This is a genomic window from Haemophilus paracuniculus (genome assembly GCF_002015115.1).
In the GTDB taxonomy this organism is placed as follows: domain Bacteria; phylum Pseudomonadota; class Gammaproteobacteria; order Enterobacterales; family Pasteurellaceae; genus Haemophilus_E; species Haemophilus_E paracuniculus.
Window position 1 is genome coordinate 45,193 of sequence record NZ_MUYA01000008.1, and the last position, 18,973, is coordinate 64,165.

The following is an 18,973-nucleotide window of genomic DNA, read 5'->3' on the forward strand; positions in this document are numbered from 1 at the left end:
TCACGGAAAAGATCCTCGTATCATTAAAGAAATAATGCAACCCCATTGTTGCATTGTCAGAAAAAGTATTGCGAATAATCGCAAGGGCGGGAAATATGCCGAAGAAATGGCAAAAAGTAAAGGGTGGAAAATATATTAAAAAGGGATTTTTAGCGGAAATTGTAGCGAATTATGCTGAATTTTTGCTTTATTTTTAGCATTAAACACTAACTTATCCCAACATTTAGCAAATTATATAAATTTTGATCGCCATTTTTAGCACAACTATTTTTTAGCAATTTTTACCAAAAAAACGGGAACTTTTTTGTAAAGAACGGCGTTAATCGCCAAAATCCCCCGTTACAAGCGGTCAGTTTCCGCAAAATTTTTGCAAGTTGAGTGGCAAAGTTGAGTACAATAGGCAAAATTTTAAAAAATCCTACCGCTTGTTATGACTTTTGAACTGCAATTTACCTTACCGCAACAGGGCGGCACTCATCAAGATCATCAAACCCTCGGCAATTTAGTCGGACATTCGGATGTATTGGCGATCAGCCAAATTGCGAATAAATTCAATGGGTTAAGCATTGTGATTACCCCCGACAGCCGCACTGCATTACGGCTAGAAAAAAGCCTGCCGCAATTTAGTGAGCTGGCGGTGCAGCTTTTTCCCGATTGGGAAACCTTGCCCTACGATAATTTTTCGCCACACCAAGATATTATTTCGGCTCGTTTGTCGGCGTTGTTTCAGTTGCAACAGGGGCGGAAGCAGATTTTTCTGTTACCAATCAATACCTTACTGCAAAAACTTTGTCCGCCGAGCTATCTCGCCAATAATGTGTTATTGATTAAAAAAGGCGACCGTTTTTCCATTCAAAAACTGCGATTACAGCTTGAAAATGCAGGCTATCGGGCGGTGGAACAGGTGTTGGAATATGGGGAATATGCGGTGCGGGGGGCGTTGCTCGATCTCTATCCAATGGGGGCAGAATCGCCGTTCCGTTTGGATTTTTTCGATGATGAAATTGATTCGATCCGCACCTTTGATGTGGACAGCCAACGCACCATTGCGGAAATCAACGAAATCAATTTGTTGCCAGCCCACGAGTTCCCGACAGATAGCAACGCAATCGAGCATTTTCGTGGCAAGTTCCGTGAACAATTCGGCGAGATCCGCCGTGAGCCAGAGCATATTTATCAGCAAGTGAGCAAGGGCATTTTGAACGCAGGGATTGAGTATTGGCAGCCTCTCTTTTTTGAGGAAATGGCGAGCCTGTTTGATTATCTGCCGAAAGAAACGCTGTTTATTACTTATGCGGACATTCAGCAAAAAGCCGAGCAATTTCAACAAGATACGGCAAAACGTTATGAAAATCATCGCGTTGATCCGATGCGACCGTTGCTGCCGCCTGAAAAATTGTGGTTTAGCATTGAGCAGATCAACCAATGGCTGAAAAATTACCCTCGTTTGAGTTTAACCAGCGAGAAAATCCGCAAATCCGTCGCCAAACAAAATGCCAATGTGCAAGCCTTGCCCGAGTTGGCGATTCAATCCAGTCAGAAAGATCCGTTCGTAGCGTTTAACCAATTCCGCCAAACATTCAAAGGGAAAATCCTCTTTTCGGTGGAAAGTGAGGGCAGACGCGAAACCTTGCTCGATTTGCTCTCGCCGTTGGGAATAAAACCGAAACAAATCAAACAGTTAGCGGATATTCAAGCGGATTATTCGTTGATGATTGGTAGCCTTGATCAAGGTTTTATTCTTAGCCCCCCTCGGGGCTTCGCCCCACTCCCCCCGCAAGCAGGGGGAGATAGCGGTCAGATGCTGGCAATTATTTGCGAAACCAACTTACTCGGCGAAAAGGTGCAACAGAGCCGCCGAGCCGAGAAAAATCGCAAAACTGTCAATCCCGACACCCTGATTCGCAACCTTGCCGAGCTGAAAATCGGGCAAGCGGTGGTGCATTTGGAAAATGGGGTGGGGCGTTACGCTGGCTTGACCGTGCTAGACACGGGCGGCGTGAAAGCGGAGTATCTGGTGCTCAATTATGCGAATGAGGCGAAACTTTATGTGCCAGTCGCCTCGTTGCACCTGATTTCTCGCTATATCGGCGGTGCGGACGAAACCGCCCCCTTGCATAAGCTCGGCAGCGAGGCGTGGGTCAAAACTCGCCAAAAAGCTGCCGAGAAAATTCGTGATGTGGCGGCGGAATTGTTGGACGTTTACGCCAAACGGGAATCGCAACAAGGCTTCGCTTTTGCCTACGATCGCGACAGTTTCGTGCAATTTGCCAACACGTTCCCCTTTGAAGAGACCGAAGATCAAAAATCGGCGATCAATGCGGTAATTAGCGATATGTGCCAGCCGAAAGCAATGGATCGCCTTGTGTGTGGCGATGTGGGCTTTGGCAAAACCGAAGTGGCAATGCGTGCCACGTTCTTGGCGGTGGAAAATCACAAACAGGTGGCGGTGCTTGTGCCGACCACCCTGTTGGCTCAACAGCATTACGAAAATTTCAAAGATCGTTTCGCCAATTTGCCGATCAACGTGGAAGTGCTTTCCCGTTTCAAAACTGCCAAAGAGCAAAAGGCGATTTTGGAAAGAGTTGCCGAGGGCAAGGTCGATATTTTGGTCGGGACGCACAAACTGTTGCAAGACGATGTCCAGTTCCGTGATTTGGGCTTGCTCGTGATCGATGAAGAACACCGTTTCGGCGTGCGTCAAAAAGAGAAAATCAAGCAACTGCGAGCCAATGTCGATATTCTGACTCTCACCGCCACCCCGATCCCTCGCACCCTTAATATGGCGTTGAACGGAATGCGTGATCTCTCGATTATCGCCAGTCCGCCTGCTCGCCGTTTGACGATCAAAACCTTTGTGCGACAAAGCGAGGATAGCGTGATTCGTGAGGCGATTTTGCGTGAAATCCTGCGTGGCGGACAGGTTTACTACCTGCATAACGATGTGGCGACCATTGAAAATTGTGCCGCCCAGCTCGCCGAGCTTGTGCCAGAGGCGAGAATTGTGATCGGACACGGGCAGATGCGAGAGCGTGAGCTGGAAAAAGTGATGAGCGATTTTTATCATCAACGCTTTAATTTGCTGGTCTGCTCGACCATTATTGAGACGGGGATTGACGTGCCGACCGCCAACACCATTATCATTGAGCGAGCGGATAAATTCGGCTTGGCACAACTGCACCAACTGCGTGGACGGGTGGGGCGTTCCCACCATCAAGCCTACGCCTATCTACTCACGCCACACCCGAAAACCCTGACCAAAGACGCTCAACAGCGGTTAGAGGCGTTGAGTTCGATTGATAATTTGGGGGCTGGCTTCGTGCTTGCCACCCACGATCTCGAAATTCGTGGGGCGGGCGAACTGCTCGGTAGCGAACAGAGCGGACAGATCGAAAGTATCGGTTTTTCCCTCTATATGGATCTGCTCGAAAATGCGGTCAAAGCCTTGCAGGACGGGCGTGAGCCAAGTTTGGACGAAATTACTCAAAGTCAGGTGGAGATTGAGCTACGCATTCCTGCCCTGCTGCCTGATGATTATGTGCCAGATGTCAATATGCGGTTGTCGTTCTACAAACGGATCGCCAGTGCCGACAATGCGGAAGCCTTGAAAGACTTGAAAGTCGAGCTGATCGACCGCTTCGGCTTACTGCCAGAAGCGACCAAAAACCTGTTCCAAATCACTCAACTTCGCCACCTCGCCAAAGATTTAGGCTTGAAGAAAGTGGACGCAGGCATCAACGGCGGCTACCTTGAATTTAAACCCACCGCCCAACCCGACCCGATGAAATTCCTCAACTTGATCCAGTCGGCGAAAAATGTCTATAAATTTGAAGGACAGCAAAAATTCCGCTTTAGCCTACCGCTTGCAAGCAATGCAGAGCGGTTGAGGTTTGTGGAAGAGTTGATTAGTAAGTTAAGCGAAAGTGCATAACAAGGGGTGGGATTTTGTGAAATTCCGCAAAATCCTACCCCTTGTATTAGCCCACAATCCTCAAAATTTCCGCAAAATCCTCACACACATAGGTGGGGTTGGCGATTGGGACGTTGTAGTTATAGCCATAAGTCAGCCCCACCACTTCGCAGCCTGCGTTTTTTGCCGCGATCACATCATTTTCCGAGTCGCCCACAAATAAAATTTCGTGGGGGTGCAAGCCGAATTTGCCACACAAATAGTAAAGGGGGGCGGGGTGCGGTTTGATCGCGGGCAGGGATTGTCCGCCCAACATTTCGCAGAAGAAGTGATCGATGCCGAACGCTTGCAACACAGGCTGAACTAATTTGGTCGGTTTATTGGTTACCACCGCCAGCGGATAGCCTTTGGCTCGCAAGGCTTCGAGGGTGGATTTCACATTCGGATAAAGCTCACTTTGCTCGCACACATAGGTGGCGTAAAAATGGTCGAACCGTTGGCGAAGCTGGCGAAGTTGCTCGTCAGAAAAGGGCTGATTAACCCATTTGATCGCATTGGCAAAAAAGACATCCGCCCCCTTGCCGATCCAAGTTAAAACCAAATCGGGGGTGGCGGTTGGCAAATTCGCTTCGGCGAGGGTTGAGTTAATCACAAGAGTTAAATCGGGCAAAGTGTTAATCAAAGTGCCGTCTAAATCAAAGCCGATCAATTTATATTTTTGCATTTTAGAAATCCTTTGAAAAAGAAAAGGGGGAATCAATCCCCCGTTTATTATTTACGATTAAATTTGTAAGCGAGTAGCATAATAATTGCCCCGCCGATAATCATCGGCAATGAGAGCAACTGCCCGCGGGTGATTAAATCCGCCGCGGTGTTCACATTCGGATCAAACTCACGGTAGTATTCCACCACAAAACGGAATACGCCGTAGCCAACTAAGAACAAGCCCGCCACCGAACCCGCTGGGCGAGGTTTACGGATAAACCAGTTCAAAATGAAGAACAGCACCACACCCTCTAAAAAGGCTTCGTACAGTTGTGAGGGGTGGCGTGGCAAATAGCCACCATTCGGGAACAGCACCGCCCACGGCACATCGGTTACTCTGCCCCACAATTCATCGTTGATGAAGTTACCAATTCGCCCCATTCCTAAACCGAATGGGATCAGCGGTGCGATAAAATCAGCGGTCTGCCAAAAGCCACGGGCTTGATGGCGAGCCGTCCAAATCATCGCCACAATCACGCCGATTAAACCGCCGTGGAACGACATTCCCCCTTCCCAAATGCGGAAAAGGTAGAGCGGATCTTGCAACAAGCGGTCGAATCCGTAGAAAAAAACATCCCCAATGCGTCCGCCTAGCACCACCCCTAAAAAGCAGTTAAAAATCAGTTGATCGACTTGTTCGACCGTCCACACCCCGTTCGATTTTTTTGCACGGCGAACGCCCAACCAATAGGCAAAACCAAAACCGAACAGATACATCATTCCGTACCAATAAATCGAAATCGGCCCCAGTTTTAACATCACAGGGTCGATAGTCGGAAAGGTAATAAATTGCTGTTGCATAAATTTCCTTGTAAAAACAGATTATTTCAAAAACATATTAAGGGCGATCAACATTAACATCACCGCAAAGGCTTTTTTCAGCACGGGAACGGGCAGAACATTCGCCGCATTTGCCCCTAATTTTGAGGTAAAAAACGAGGTGGCGACAATGCCGATCAACGCAGGTAAATAAACGTAACCGAGTGAATAAGCTGGCAAATTCGGGGTCGCCCAGCCACTAAAAATAAAACTTAAAGTACCCGCTAGCCCGAGTAAGCCACCGCAGAGCGAGGACGTGCCAATCGCTCGTTTCAGCTCAATGCCTCGCCCATTTAAAAACGGCACGATAAACGCCCCGCCTGCAATGCCTGCAAGGCTGGATAACACGCCAATTACGCCCCCTGCCACCAACATTGACTGCGTAGTGAGCGGTTTGGTTTCCGTGTTTTGCTGTTTGAGGGAAAATACCATTTTCAGCGATAAATAAAGCACCATTACCGCAAAGATTTTCATCATAATCTCTTTGGGTAAATCGCTCACGATCAAGCCCGACACAAACACCGCCACCATTAAGGCTGGCACAAACACTTTCGCCACGCCCCATTCCACATTGCCTAATTTATTGTGGCGTTGGGCGGCGGAAAAGGTGGTGATCACAATGGTCGAAAATGATGTGCCTAACGCAATCGACATCAACAAATCATCAGGCACGCCGATTTTTGGCAATAACCAAACGAGGGTTGGCACGATAATCATTCCGCCACCAATGCCAAACAAGCCCGCTAAAAAACCTGCGACCGCCCCTAAAATTAAGAAGCCGATAAAGACTGTAATCATACTGTTTTTCCTCTTTGATGATGCCAAGCCTTGTGGGGCTTGCGGAATTCTCGCTTGCCCTGCTCGGCTTTGTGCGGTTCCCGTTTTGGCTCTCGCTTTTCAGGGCGGAACTTCTCGCCCTCTTGCTTTTTGTTTTCGTTCAGCAAAATGGCGGCAAATTCTTTCATTACCTTGCGATAAACATCACGTTTAAACGACACAACCTGCCGCACGGGATACCAAAAACTGACCCAACGCCAGCCGTCAAATTCGGGGTTTTTGGTGGCTTTGAGATTGATTTCGCTCTCATCGCTCACTAATTGCAACAAAAACCAACGCTGTTTCTGCCCGATGCAAACGGGCTGCGAATTTTCCGTGCGAACTAACCGCTTGGGTAGCTTATATTTTAACCAATGCTTTGACGCCCATAATAATCGCACATCTTTTTTGGATAAGCCGACTTCCTCGTAAAGCTCACGGTACATTGCTTGCTCAATGTTTTCCCCCTCGTTAATGCCCCCTTGCGGAAACTGCCACGAGTTTTGACCAAACCGTTTCGCCCAGAGAACTTGCCCTAGCTTATTGCAGATGACGATCCCAACATTGGGGCGGTAGCCATCGAAATCGATCACTCGATCACCTTTCTTCTGTTAATGTTTGATAGGCGGATTGTTTCATACTTCGGCAATTTGAACAAGTTCCCGCACCAACGCCGTGGCATAACTGCCAGCGTCCAAAAAGAATTTCAGGCGTAAACCTGCTGGCTCAAATTGCCATTCGAGGTTTTGCGGTTTGCAGAGCATTGCTCGGCGAGCGGCGGACATTCGCTCTTTTTTCATCAAAGCGACCAAGGCTTGATGTTGAACGATGATCCCTTGTTCCGCCTTGCAAAGGGTCCGTTCCAGCGAATTTTCGCCGATCAGCGGTGCGGTCAGCAAAAGATCGCCCGAATCCAATCGCTGTTGCAAAGTCGCCAATTCATTTTGTTCCGCCACAAAAAAGCTGTTCGAGCCAGCCAACTGCAAACGATCTTCCACCTGCACTTGCGAAATGGTTTGGCTCGCAATCCGATCTGACACCACCAAATTAAACACTTCACTGCGTGCCGCCGACAGGTAAAAACTGCGTTTTTTGCGATCTTTCACGCTAATCTCGCCGCTTGCCCAACGTAGGGCTTGGGTGAGATTATGCCCGTCTCGCCCGAAACGTTGTTCGGTAAAATAATTGGGAAATCCGACCGCTTGCAAACGTGCCAAACGGGCGTTGAGATCGTCCGTTTCCACCACATCTCGCAATAACAATTCAAAATGGTTGCCCGCCAAACTGCCGATCCGAATTTTGCGGTTGTGGCGAGTGATTTCCAGCACTTCCACCCCGTCCAGCTGAAAAGCGGAAAAATCGGGGGGTTCTTTGCCCGCAAGGTGCAGGCAAAACCATTGTTCGGTTACCGCGTGGCGATCTTTTAAGCCTGCGTAACTCATATTTTTCGGCGAGATCCCGACAAATTCCGTCAATTTCTCGCCCACATAGAGGGTGTTTGCGTCCGTTTTGCGGATCTTCACCGCCACAAATTCCCCCTCGCCCGAGAGCGGATAGCCCAACTCTTCTTTCACGATAAAATCGGCAAATTCCGCCTTTAATCGCCCCGCTTGCAACGGCGAACCGTTCAAATAATTTAGTTGCATTTTGATTCCTTAAAAATAAAAAGCACGTTCTAAACGTGCTTTTAGTAACTCTATATAAAGTGTAACAACTCTACTGATAAAATTTCAATCAATATCTTGTGATACCTTGTAATCTTCGCAACTCATCTAATCGCATTGAAACTGCGAGTAATACAGATAAATGGTCGTGGCTATCTTGCTTTTGATGACACTCTTTACATACTGCTTTCAGATTGGTTATAGAGTTATCTTGTTTCACACCATTTTTATGATGCACATCAAGCAAATGCTTATCAGTGCTTAAATTCACACCACAATCCTCACAACACCAATTTTTTGAGGCTCGATAATTTTTTGATATTTCACCCCAATTATCTACATAACCAGCCTTATCTTGCCCTACATTTTGCGGTAAATTATCCAAAATTGCTAAGTAATGATTAAAAAATTCATCTAAATTAAATTGACGAAAAACATTCGTACGATTAGTTATATAATTTTTATAATTTAATTTAGTCAAACACATTTTACATACTTGTAATGGTACTTCCGCTTCATTTTTCAAATTATCATAAATTTTAAAATACCCACTGCGATTAGTTGTAACGTGATAACGATTAAAACGATTACGCAAACGCATATTTTCTAATGTATCACAATGTGTTAAATGATATTTATTACCTAATGAAGGCTCTAAACAAACAGCTTCAACACCTTTGTAGCTATGATCTGGAATAAACAATAATACTTGTTGCCCATTAAAGACAAAAACATCATTAACTAGCTCAACCTCATCTAACCCAACTTCTACGCCATCTGTTGTTTCAAGTCGCGTATCAAATGTAGGAATAAATTGAGTTGAATTATCAATTTTGACCGAAACTAAACTATCACACCCCATTCGTTGAACACATGCTAACAAAGCATTGAAATTCACATCTAATTTCATTGCCCTGCCCCCAAAATTTTCTGCAACTGTTCTTCCGCATTGGTAATAATTTTAAAGGTAACACGCTTTGAGGCATTTTCATCTTCATTACCATATTTATCTTTAATAGGTTGAGATGAAGATAAGCCTACTGCTGAAAAATGAGCCTTTATCCAAGAACGATATTGTGCTACATCTGACAAATTATAAGTATATTCTAAAACGGAACGCGTTCTTTCTTGGGAAAGATTCATATTTTTAAAATATGCTTCATCTTCATTTGAATCCATATTCCATTTACTACTTGTATGCCCCTCAATTCTTACTTCATTGATTGAAGATTTATACTCATCGATCACTTTAATATAACGAGGAAAGAATTGTTCAAGAATATCCTTAAAACGGGGTTGAAGATCGGATTTACCCGTAGCAAACAAAACCTCTGGATCAGTAAAAATAAATGTTAATGAATCTTTATCAATTTTAGCCTTCCATTCATCTAAATTTGGCTGAAACTCATTCTTTAATGCTTGATAAATTTTATCTTGATTATCTTGGTAATTTTCTGCAATTTTTCGCACATTCAATGCAAAGCTCACCGCAATAAACAAGAAAAGGATCATTAAGCCAGACATTAAATCTGAAACAGGAAGCCATTGAGAATCATCGCTATCGTTCGATTTTTTAGCTAATTTACTGAAATCAATTTTCATTAACGACCTCTATAATTTGTAATTTCAACCATTCGATTCACTAATTCTTTATAATCGTCCGTAAACTTACGGCTAATAGTCGCTAATGATGTCCCCATTTGTTCCATTACTCGTTTAAGCTCAGTTTCCATTGAAGTATCAATCAACTTCAACTGTTTCTCAACACTCTCACCTGTTGTGGCAAGAGCTTTTTTATTTTCTTCTTCCAAACGAGTCATCAAGCGGGTATTTTCAGATAATTGTTTTTTCATCATTTCATCAATGGATTGTGCAAATCTTTCTTGAATTTGACGTGTATTTGTATCAAATTCATTTTGCCATTTTTGTGCAAATTGAGTAATTTGTTCAGCCATTTGTTTAAATTCTTGATTTAATACTTTTTGCTGATCACTCATTGATTTTGCCGTTGCTTCCAGATTTACTTTAATTTCTTGACTTGTTGTACGAACATTTTCAATATTACTTGAAATTAACTCGTTCGCTTGACGTGTTGTTTTTGCAAACTCTTCTGATGAATCAGTTAGTTTTTGCACAAATTTATTTCCACTTGCAGCAAAACTTTCAGACAATTGTTCTGCTGATTGATTTAAAGATTGTTTTAATTGCTCACCACCAGCTTTAACACTTTGAATCAAATCACCATTACCTTTTTCCATATTACTTAACATAGCAGAAATTTGATTTTGAATTTCAGGCACAGCTTGAATAGCCTTATCTCTTAATTCAGCAAAACTGTTTAAGTGATTTCCTAAATTATCAATTTGGTGCTGATTTGTTGCAATCACACTACTTAATTTTTCCATTGTAGTTGGAATAGCCTGGGTAGAACCCTCAATTTTCGCAATTGAACTTTCAGTTACTGTAAGTGATTGAACCCCTGCATTATAAAGAGCAATCATTTCATTTAACTGATTTTTATAATTTTCTTGCCAATCAATCAACGCCATAACCGCACGATTAAGCTCTTTAAAATTCTCGCCAAATTGCTCGGTAAGATTATTATTAAAGTCCTGAATCACTTGTTTCAATGCTTCAATAACGGCTTCCGTTGCAGATTTTGACATCATATCTGCAAAATCTTGCAATTTAATCCATAGTTTATTCTCGAAGTCATCAAATTCTGTTTTATTTTCTACAAGTAACTGATAAACCTTTTCAATATTCTCAATCATTGGATTGAATTTTTTATAGTTATCTAATAAATCGGTTCTCAGCAGTCTTACTTGACCTAAAATACTACTATCAGAATCACTACCAAGCGATTTTGCAATGTTTTCAACATTTGTTACCATTGGTAATAATTCATTTTTAAATTGCTTATAATTATCCGACATATCACTTCTTAATAATTTAATTTGTCCTAATAAACTGCTATCCGCCTCACTACCTAATACATTTACCATTTTTTGCATATTTTCAGATAGCTGTTGCATTAAATTCAGCTGGCTTGAAGAATTGTTGGATAAGGTATGAATTTTATTGACAACCATTTGAATATCTAAATCTTCACTATCTTCTTGGTCAGATTTTTTCCTTTCTAAAAGCGTATAAGAAGTTTTCAACAAAATGGAAAAACAAAGCCCAATAACACTGGTTAAAAAGGCTGTTTTCATTCCGCCGAGCAATTCCGTAATACTGCCGTTAATATCATTCACATCAAAGTTCAATAAACCAGCAACAACCCCCGTAAATGTCCCTAAAATACCTATCGAAGTGAGCAATACAGGTGCATACTCTGAAAAGTTACGATACCTTTCCTTTTCATCTCGAAAAAAGAAAGTAAACAATCCTATACAAAAGATAGAGACTAAAACAAAGAAAAAACTATTTGTGATGATATCTGAGGATAAGTTTTTCAGAAAATTTTCAAATGAAGAAATAAACATAAATAGACCTTATAAAAGATATTTTGAGTAAAACTCACCGATTGTAAAAAAAAAAAAACGGTTGTCCACAAAAATAAAAAAACAATTTTATTAACAACTCATTAACATTTTGCTCATATAGATTTTTTCGATTTTCCTGCAAAATTTCGCTATAATCCGCCCGCTTGTATTTAACTTTAACTCAATATGGAGAAATCAAAATGGCACGTCGTCCACTTGTAATGGGTAACTGGAAATTAAACGGTAGCAAGGCGTTCACAAAAGAATTAGTGGCGAGCTTGAAACAAGAATTAAAAGGCGTAACAGGTTGTGATGTGGCAATCGCCCCGCCAGTAATGTATTTGGCAGAAGCGGAAGCGGCAATCAACAGTTGCGGTTGTGGTTGCCCTGATTGCAAATGCAACACCGAAAAATGCGGTTGTAGCTGTTCTTGCAACTGCGAGGGTTGCGATTGCGAAGTGAAACAAATTCTATCTCTCGGCTCACAAAACGTGGACGTAAACGTAAGCGGTGCGTTCACGGGCGATATTTCAACGGCGATGTTGAAAGATTTCGGGGCGAAATACATCATCATCGGACATTCAGAACGCCGCACTTACCACAAAGAGAGCGATGAATTTATCGCGAAAAAATTTGCGGCATTGAAAGAAGCAGGCTTAGTGCCAGTGTTATGTATCGGCGAAACCGAAGCGGAAAACGAAGCAGGTCAAACCGAAGCGGTGTGTGCGAAACAGTTAGATGCGGTGTTAAACACCCTTGGTGTGGAAGCCTTCAACGGTGCAGTGATCGCTTACGAGCCAGTTTGGGCAATCGGCACAGGAAAATCAGCCACCCCAGCTCAGGCACAAGCAGTGCATAAATTCATTCGTGGTCATATCGCAGCCAAATCGCAAGCAGTGGCGGATCAAGTGATTATCCAATACGGCGGTTCGGTAAACGATGCGAACGCGGCAGAACTCTTTACTCAGCCAGACATTGACGGTGCGTTAGTGGGCGGTGCGTCATTAAAAGCCCCTGCGTTTGCGGTGATCGTAAAAGCAGCGGAAAAAGCGAAAGCCTAACAAGCGGTTGGTTAAACGTAAAAACCCCACTCACTGAGTGGGGTTTTGTTTTGGTTCTTCGGCTGTTATTCTGCTTCTTCTAGCACAATCCAACCGCTATCCAGCCAATCGCACAGGCTGTCGAGTAGCAATTCTAGTTCGTCTTGGCTTGCCACTTTTGAGGCGAGTTTGTTCCACGAAATGCTGTCGCCGTTGGCAATGCGGATCAGCAAATTCGCTTCCGCTTCGCTCAATTCGTCAATCCATTCGCCGTTCACATAAATGCGTAACGGGTTTTCGGTGTAGAGGATTTTCACGTTGGCGTCTTGTTGAATCCAACCGCCCGCTTCCAGCACTTCTTGCACTTCGTCTGGGTAGTATTCGTTATCGCCCGTCAGCAATTCGTAACGGCGTTGGCTAACCGCAGTCGCTACGCTATGGGTAAAAATGCCGTCAAATTGCTCGGAATTTTGCAGTAACCAAATCAGTTGTTGTTTAAGATTCGTTACCATTTTCGGATCGAGCAACGCATTCGGCTGGGTTTGTGGCGATAATCTAAACGGAATTTGGAACTCGGCATTCGGCAAAGATTCCCCTTGATGTTCAAGGGTTTTGCACAGATTTTCGAGCAAATCCGCCGCATTCGGGAAACGCAAGCCGAACGAAAAGGTCAAGCAATCATCTTCCGCCACCCCGTAGTGAGAAAGGCGAGACGGCACATAAAGCACATCGCCTGGGGCAAGCACTTCGTCCAGCACCAATTCGCCCATATCGTCAAAAATGCGGATCGGCTGGTTCGGTTTAAATTCGGTACTCGGATCGCACCATTTGCCTAACTGCCAACGGCGATGCCCATAGCCCTGCACGAGGAAAACATCATATTCATCATAATGCTTGCCGACCGAGCCACCTTTCGGGGCGAACGAGACCATAATGTCGTCTCGTTGCCATTGGGGAATAAAGCTGAACGCCTGCCACAATGCCCCCAATTCTGGCGACCACTGTTCCAAATTTTGCACCAGCACCGACCATTTTTCGGGTAAATTTTCAAAATCGACCGCTTGCAACGGGCTACGTTTGAGCGACCATTTCTCGCCCTCGTCCGTAATGTGGGTTTGGATCAGACGAGCGGTAACATCTTCTTCCTGAGCGAGATCAATAATATCCTGCGGCTCAAACAGCCCAACAATCTGCGGTAAGCCATTGCGGATCAACAGTGGCTTTTTCTGCCAATAATCACGCAGGAAAATTTCAGGGGTAATGTTTTCAGGTAAGCAAAGTGGAATGTTCATCGTGCGTCCTCCGTTAAATTTCGGTTATTCTACCCGATAAGCGGTTCATTTGGGGTAAAAAATACAACAAGCGGTCGGTTTTGGCAAAAAAATTACGTTATACTTGCCACATTTTTAATTTTAATCAAAGGGAAATTCAAATGTTATCAGAACAACGTCTGCAACAAATTGCGAAAATGGAAAATATCCTCAATCAAGCGGAAGCCCTAATGGCGGAAATGGAAGCCCTGCAAGAAAAATGGCAAGCCTTACAACCCGAAATGGGCGAGCTGTTTGAATATTATTTCAACGGCGATTGGCGTGAGGATTATGCTGCCTTTGATGAGGGCGAGATCCCCGCTGGCACACCCTGCGGCGTGTTAAGTGAAGATGCCGTTTACAATTTAGTGGCAAGCCAGCAAGGGATTGCGGAAACGTGGATTGAGTTAGCCGAAAAAGTGCAAAAATAAATGCCACCCAATAAAAAACCCCGAATCATCGGGGTTCTTTTTATCTGTTCAGATTATTTGAACTCGTAACGAGTGATGGTTTTTAAATCTGAATCTTGGTGTTCGTAGTTGTCGCTAACGGTTACACGAGCACCTACCGCAGCGTGTGCATCGTATTGACGAGTCATTTTCACGATTTCGCCGTTGTCTTTTTGAACAGTAAGCTCAACAACATCGTTAGAAAGGAATTTGCTATCTAAGATAGTCGCATTACCTTTGTTTGAGTAAACATTTGCAGTACAACCTGCTAATACGATTGATGCTAATACAGCAAGAGAAAGTTTTTTCATTACGTTTCCTTATGAGGGTTTATTTTATTAAAGTAGAGAAACGTTAAGATCAGAGTTTGAACCCACGATTCTTACACGTTTGCCAGGTACGAAACCGTTTTCTTTCTTCTGAACGACCACGATTTCTTGACCATTGTCTTTGCGAATAACCATTTCTAATGAAGAAACTTGACTCGCTTTTTCTTCGATTGTGCTACCAATCACTGCACCTGCAATCGCACCCACAGCGGTTGCAATCGCTTGACCAGTACCACCACCAACGGTCGAGCCAGCGATACCACCAATAGCACCGCCGCCTAATGAACCAAGAACGCCTTGGTTATCTGCTTGGATTTTTACATCACGCACCGACACGATTGTACCATAGCTAATCGAACGAGCTTCTTTTGCTTGACTGCCGCTATATACGCTACCGCTATACACATCGGTGTTTGCACAACCAGCCAAGGTTAAAGAAGCGAATAATGCCGCTGCTAATCCAAATTTTTTCATATTGTACTCCAAGTAAAGAAATTCAGAAATGGATTTCTGAACAAATTACATCATTTATACCATAAGGGTGGACTTTAAGACAACAATTATTCAGAGAAGTTCCCGATTTCAACGTAATCGCCACACTTGGGTTTGGCAATCTCTCGCCTGCCACTTTCGGTTCGCTGATTTTTAATGTCAGCTCGGGATTCTCCGCCAAGCCAAAGGTGGTCAAGGTTCGCTCAATCCACGCCTCAACGCTTTCCCCTTCGAGCATTGGAAACACCGCCTCAATATGTTCCCAACCCTGTTCAGGATAGATTTTTCCTTTTGGAAACGGCAATTCAATTATTGATACCGATTGATCCAAAAAAACAAGCGGTGCGTTTAGCTCAAATAAATAGATCGGGCGACCATTCACTTCGCTCATTTTGAGCAGACGACTCTGCGACTGCAACATCTCCCGCCACTGCTCGGCGGTGGTAAGATCATTCATTCGCACCGCCAAATGATCAATCACTAATGGCGAAAGGTCGATCCGAGCCACTTTTGCAATATCCGCAATTTGGCGAGAAAAGCGAGCCAAATCGCCAAAACAAGCGGTCAGATTCTCGAAAATTTTTGCGTTTTCTTGTATGATAGACGGCATTTTTTCAGTGTAAAAATTAGGATTTAACGTGAACATTCAGCATATTCTATCGCAAAAAATTCAGCAAGCAATGGTGCAAGCAGGGGCAGAACAAGGGGTTGAGGCGTTGGTGCGTCAATCGGGGAAACCGCAATTTGGCGATTACCAAGCCAACGGCATTATGGGGGCGGCTAAAAAATTGGGGGTCAATCCGCGTGAGTTCGCCCAAAAAGTGTTAGATAACCTCGACCTTTCAAACATTGCCGACAAATTAGAGATCGCAGGACCGGGCTTTATTAACATTTTCCTTTCCCCACAATGGTTGGCGAGCAATGCCGAGCAAGCCCTCACGCACGCCAAATTAGGGTTCGAAACCGCCCAACCGCAAACGGTGGTGGCGGATTATTCCTCGCCAAACGTAGCGAAAGAAATGCACGTCGGGCATTTGCGTTCGACCATTATCGGCGATGCGGTGGTACGAGCCTTAGAATTTCTAGGGAATAAGGTGATCCGTGCCAACCACGTCGGCGACTGGGGTACGCAATTCGGTATGTTGATCGCCTACCTCGAAAAAATGGAAAACGAAAACGCCACCGCAATGGAATTGAGCGATTTAGAGGCGTTTTATCGTGCTGCCAAAGCGCATTACGACAGCGATCAAGCCTTTGCGGAAAAGGCGCGCAACTATGTGGTGAAATTGCAAAGTGGCGATGAATACTGCCGTACGATGTGGAAAAAGTTGGTCAATATCACAATGCAACAAAACCAACTCAACTACGATCGCCTCAATGTCACCCTCACCGAAAACGATGTAATGGGCGAAAGTTTGTACAATCCGATGTTGCCAGAAATCGTGGCTGACTTACAAAAACAAGGCTTAGCGGTGAAAGATGATGGGGCGTTGGTGGTCTATCTGGACGAATTCAAAAACAAAGAGGGCGAGCCGATGGGCGTGATCGTGCAGAAAAAAGATGGCGGATTCCTCTACACCACCACCGACATTGCGGCGGCGAAATACCGTTGCCACACTTTAAAAGCGGATCGTGCCTTGGTATTTTCCGACACTCGCCAAAGCCAGCATATGCAACAGGCGTGGCTCATCACCCGCAAGGCAGGCTATGTGCCAGAGAGCTTCCAGCTCGAACATCACAACTTTGGAATGATGTTGGGCAAAGACGGTAAGCCGTTCAAAACACGCACGGGTGGCACGGTGAAACTCGCCGATTTATTAGATGAGGCGGTCGAACGCGCCGAAAAATTGATTGCAGAAAAAAATCCAAATCTGACCGCTTGCGAGAAAGCCGCCGTGGTTGAGGCGGTGGCTATTGGGGCGGTGAAGTATTCCGATCTCTCAAAAAACCGCACCACCGACTACGTTTTCGACTGGGATAATATGCTGAGCTTTGAGGGCAACACCGCCCCTTATATGCAATACGCCTACACACGGATTTGCTCGATTTTCAGCCGCGCCGACATCGATCCGAGCCGTCTCACGGGGGAAATCGTCCTTGCCGAAGACAAAGAGCGGTCGCTTGCCCTCAAACTTTTGCAATTTGAAGAAGCGGTAACCGCCGTGGCGAAAGACGGTATGCCACACATTTTGTGCCAATACCTCTATGAACTGGCGGGCGTCTTTTCCAGCTTCTACGAGGCCTGCCCGATCCTCAACGCGGAACAGCCAACCAAAAACAGCCGCCTCAAACTCGCCCACCTCACCGCGAAAACCCTCAAACAAGGGTTGGATTTGTTGGGGATTAAGACGGTTGAGAAGATGTAATTGAGATCGGAAAATTTCAAACGTTTATTTGGGACGCGAACATCGCGTCCCTACGTAGGGACGCCACGCTGGCGTCCTTGATCGGGCAAAAAATAAAGGACGCAAATGCGTCCTTTGTTAATTTTAATTGAAATTTGCGGGAATCTGACCGCTTGTTATTTCAAACCCAATTTCTTTTCAAGGTAGTGAATGTTGGTGCCACCTTGGCGGAAATTTTCGTCTGCCATAATTTGTTTATGCAGCGGAATGTTGGTTTTAATGCCTGATACGATGGTTTCAGAGAGGGCGTTTTCCATTCGAGCAATCGCAATTTCACGATTTTCCGCGAAAGTGATGAGTTTGCCGATCATTGAATCGTAGTGCGGTGGCACGCTGTAACCTGCGTAGATGTGGGAATCCCAACGCACGCCTAAGCCACCTGGCACGTGCAAGCGGTCGATTTTACCTGGTGAAGGCAAGAAAGTCGCTGGATCTTCCGCATTGATACGACATTCCATTGCGTGTCCACGCACTTTGATGTCAGACTGCTTGAACGACAACGGCAAGCCTGCCGCTACGCGTAACTGTTCTTTCACTAAGTCCACGCCTGTGATCATTTCGGTAACAGGGTGTTCCACTTGCAAGCGGGTGTTCATTTCGATGAAGTAAAATTCGCCGTTTTCGTAGAGGAACTCGAATGTCCCTGCCCCACGGTAGCCGATTTCGATACAAGCATTGGCACAACGTTCGCCGATATATTGGCGTAACTCGTCCGTAATGCCTGGGGCTGGGGCTTCTTCCACCACTTTTTGGTGGCGGCGTTGCATTGAGCAATCACGCTCGGCAAGGTAAACCGCATTGCCGTGGGTGTCGGCTAACACTTGGATTTCGATATGGCGTGGATTTTCGAGGTATTTTTCCATATAAACCATATCGTTGTTGAACGCCGCTTTCGCTTCGGCTTTGGTCATTGCGATCGATTCTTCCAAATCTTTTTCGTGATGCACCACACGCATACCACGACCGCCACCGCCGCCCGAGGCTTTGATGATCACAGGGTAGCCAATTTTCTTGGCGATCCCTTTGTTTTTGGCAGGATCGTTGCCGATCGGACCGTCAGAGCCTGGCACGCACGGCACGCCCGCTTTTTTCATTGCATTGATCGCAGAAACTTTATCGCCCATTAAGCGAATAACATCGGCAGTTGGTCCGATAAAGGTAAAGCCTGATTTTTCAACCTGCTCGGCGAAATTGGCATTTTCCGATAAGAAGCCGTAACCAGGGTGAATTGCGTCCGCCCCCGTTACTTCGGCAGCCGAGATGATCGCAGGAATGTTGAGGTAGCTTTTGGTGGACGGGGCAGGGCCGATACAGACCGTTTCGTCCGCCAATAAAACGTGTTTGAGTTCACGGTCAGCCGTGGAATGTACCGCCACCGTTTTGATGCCCAACTCTTTACAGGCACGCAACACACGCAACGCAATTTCGCCACGGTTCGCAATCACAACTTTTTCTAACATTGTCGTGTTCCTTTTAAAGTGAAAAC

18 protein-coding genes are annotated in these 18,973 nt (G+C 45.0%); 5 read left to right on the forward strand and 13 right to left on the reverse strand.

Annotation, left to right across the window (positions count from 1 at the left end; genetic code table 11):
- The first annotated feature begins 53 nt into the window (after nucleotides 1-53).
- Nucleotides 54-197 carry a hypothetical protein gene (locus B0187_RS10245; RefSeq protein WP_158078227.1) on the forward strand — a complete coding sequence of 48 codons (144 nt, stop codon included), beginning with the start codon at nucleotides 54-56 and terminating at the stop codon, nucleotides 195-197.
- Between the two features lie 233 nt (nucleotides 198-430).
- Nucleotides 431-3,931 (forward strand): transcription-repair coupling factor, encoded by a 3,501-nt coding sequence (gene mfd, locus B0187_RS06505; protein ID WP_078237055.1) that lies wholly within the window; start codon nucleotides 431-433, stop codon nucleotides 3,929-3,931.
- Nucleotides 3,932-3,977: 46 nt separating this feature from the next.
- Here mfd and B0187_RS06510 read toward each other — a convergent pair whose 3' ends face one another.
- The 8 genes from B0187_RS06510 to B0187_RS06545 form a co-directional block, all read right to left on the reverse strand.
- Nucleotides 3,978-4,634: a phosphoglycolate phosphatase gene (locus B0187_RS06510; protein ID WP_078237056.1), complete on the reverse strand. Its 657-nt coding sequence runs from the start codon at nucleotides 4,632-4,634 to the stop codon at nucleotides 3,978-3,980.
- A 47-nt stretch (nucleotides 4,635-4,681) separates the two neighbouring features.
- Nucleotides 4,682-5,476, reverse strand: coding sequence for a prolipoprotein diacylglyceryl transferase (gene lgt / locus B0187_RS06515; protein WP_078237057.1), 795 nt, complete (start codon nucleotides 5,474-5,476; stop codon nucleotides 4,682-4,684).
- 21 nt (nucleotides 5,477-5,497) lie between these two features.
- Nucleotides 5,498-6,292, reverse strand: coding sequence for a sulfite exporter TauE/SafE family protein (locus B0187_RS06520; RefSeq protein WP_078237058.1), 795 nt, complete (start codon nucleotides 6,290-6,292; stop codon nucleotides 5,498-5,500).
- Nucleotides 6,289-6,903 (reverse strand): RNA pyrophosphohydrolase, encoded by a 615-nt coding sequence (gene rppH / locus B0187_RS06525; RefSeq protein WP_078237059.1) that lies wholly within the window; start codon nucleotides 6,901-6,903, stop codon nucleotides 6,289-6,291. The genes B0187_RS06520 and rppH overlap by 4 nt, the downstream gene beginning before the upstream one ends.
- Nucleotides 6,904-6,945: 42 nt before the next feature.
- On the reverse strand, nucleotides 6,946-7,956 hold the full coding sequence (gene truD / locus B0187_RS06530; protein ID WP_078237060.1) for a tRNA pseudouridine(13) synthase TruD: 1,011 nt from the start codon (nucleotides 7,954-7,956) through the stop codon (nucleotides 6,946-6,948).
- Between the two features lie 88 nt (nucleotides 7,957-8,044).
- Nucleotides 8,045-8,884: an HNH endonuclease gene (locus B0187_RS06535; protein WP_078237061.1), complete on the reverse strand. Its 840-nt coding sequence runs from the start codon at nucleotides 8,882-8,884 to the stop codon at nucleotides 8,045-8,047.
- Complete coding sequence (locus tag B0187_RS06540) at nucleotides 8,881-9,576, reverse strand: OmpA/MotB family protein (protein WP_211272714.1); 696 nt, start codon at nucleotides 9,574-9,576, stop codon at nucleotides 8,881-8,883. The genes B0187_RS06535 and B0187_RS06540 overlap by 4 nt, the downstream gene beginning before the upstream one ends.
- Nucleotides 9,576-11,462: a MotA/TolQ/ExbB proton channel family protein gene (locus tag B0187_RS06545; RefSeq protein WP_078237062.1), complete on the reverse strand. Its 1,887-nt coding sequence runs from the start codon at nucleotides 11,460-11,462 to the stop codon at nucleotides 9,576-9,578. Before B0187_RS06545 ends, B0187_RS06540 begins: the two co-directional genes overlap by 1 nt.
- A 200-nt stretch (nucleotides 11,463-11,662) precedes the next feature.
- Here B0187_RS06545 and tpiA point away from each other — a divergent pair, with 200 nt between their 5' ends.
- Nucleotides 11,663-12,523: a triose-phosphate isomerase gene (gene tpiA, locus B0187_RS06550; protein WP_078237063.1), complete on the forward strand. Its 861-nt coding sequence runs from the start codon at nucleotides 11,663-11,665 to the stop codon at nucleotides 12,521-12,523.
- A gap of 65 nt (nucleotides 12,524-12,588) precedes the next feature.
- On the opposite strand, the gene B0187_RS06555 is transcribed toward tpiA, so the two are convergent.
- The gene (locus tag B0187_RS06555; RefSeq protein ID WP_078237064.1) at nucleotides 12,589-13,794 is read right to left on the reverse strand and encodes a ribosomal protein uL16 3-hydroxylase; all 1,206 of its coding nucleotides are present in this window, start codon (nucleotides 13,792-13,794) and stop codon (nucleotides 12,589-12,591) included.
- Nucleotides 13,795-13,934: 140 nt separating this feature from the next.
- Between B0187_RS06555 and B0187_RS06560 the strand changes: the two genes are divergently transcribed.
- Nucleotides 13,935-14,243, forward strand: a complete 309-nt coding sequence (locus B0187_RS06560) for a DUF4298 domain-containing protein (RefSeq protein ID WP_078237065.1) — start codon at nucleotides 13,935-13,937, stop codon at nucleotides 14,241-14,243.
- 53 nt (nucleotides 14,244-14,296) lie between these two features.
- Here the strand turns inward: B0187_RS06560 and B0187_RS06565 are convergent, their stop codons facing one another.
- The 3 genes from B0187_RS06565 to B0187_RS06575 are packed head-to-tail and all read right to left on the reverse strand — an operon-like array spanning nucleotide 14,297 to nucleotide 15,683.
- The gene (locus tag B0187_RS06565; protein ID WP_078237066.1) at nucleotides 14,297-14,572 is read right to left on the reverse strand and encodes a deoxyribose-phosphate aldolase; all 276 of its coding nucleotides are present in this window, start codon (nucleotides 14,570-14,572) and stop codon (nucleotides 14,297-14,299) included.
- 27 nt (nucleotides 14,573-14,599) lie between these two features.
- The gene (locus B0187_RS06570) at nucleotides 14,600-15,064 is read right to left on the reverse strand and encodes an outer membrane lipoprotein (RefSeq protein WP_078237067.1); all 465 of its coding nucleotides are present in this window, start codon (nucleotides 15,062-15,064) and stop codon (nucleotides 14,600-14,602) included.
- A gap of 22 nt (nucleotides 15,065-15,086) precedes the next feature.
- Nucleotides 15,087-15,683: a VOC family protein gene (locus tag B0187_RS06575; protein WP_078237210.1), complete on the reverse strand. Its 597-nt coding sequence runs from the start codon at nucleotides 15,681-15,683 to the stop codon at nucleotides 15,087-15,089.
- Nucleotides 15,684-15,720: 37 nt separating this feature from the next.
- Here B0187_RS06575 and argS point away from each other — a divergent pair, with 37 nt between their 5' ends.
- Nucleotides 15,721-17,448, forward strand: coding sequence for an arginine--tRNA ligase (gene argS / locus B0187_RS06580; RefSeq protein WP_078237068.1), 1,728 nt, complete (start codon nucleotides 15,721-15,723; stop codon nucleotides 17,446-17,448).
- A 155-nt stretch (nucleotides 17,449-17,603) separates the two neighbouring features.
- Here the strand turns inward: argS and accC are convergent, their stop codons facing one another.
- Entirely contained in the window at nucleotides 17,604-18,947 is a 1,344-nt protein-coding gene (accC, locus tag B0187_RS06585) for an acetyl-CoA carboxylase biotin carboxylase subunit (RefSeq protein WP_078237069.1), read from the reverse strand.
- Nucleotides 18,948-18,973: the final 26 nt, after the last annotated feature.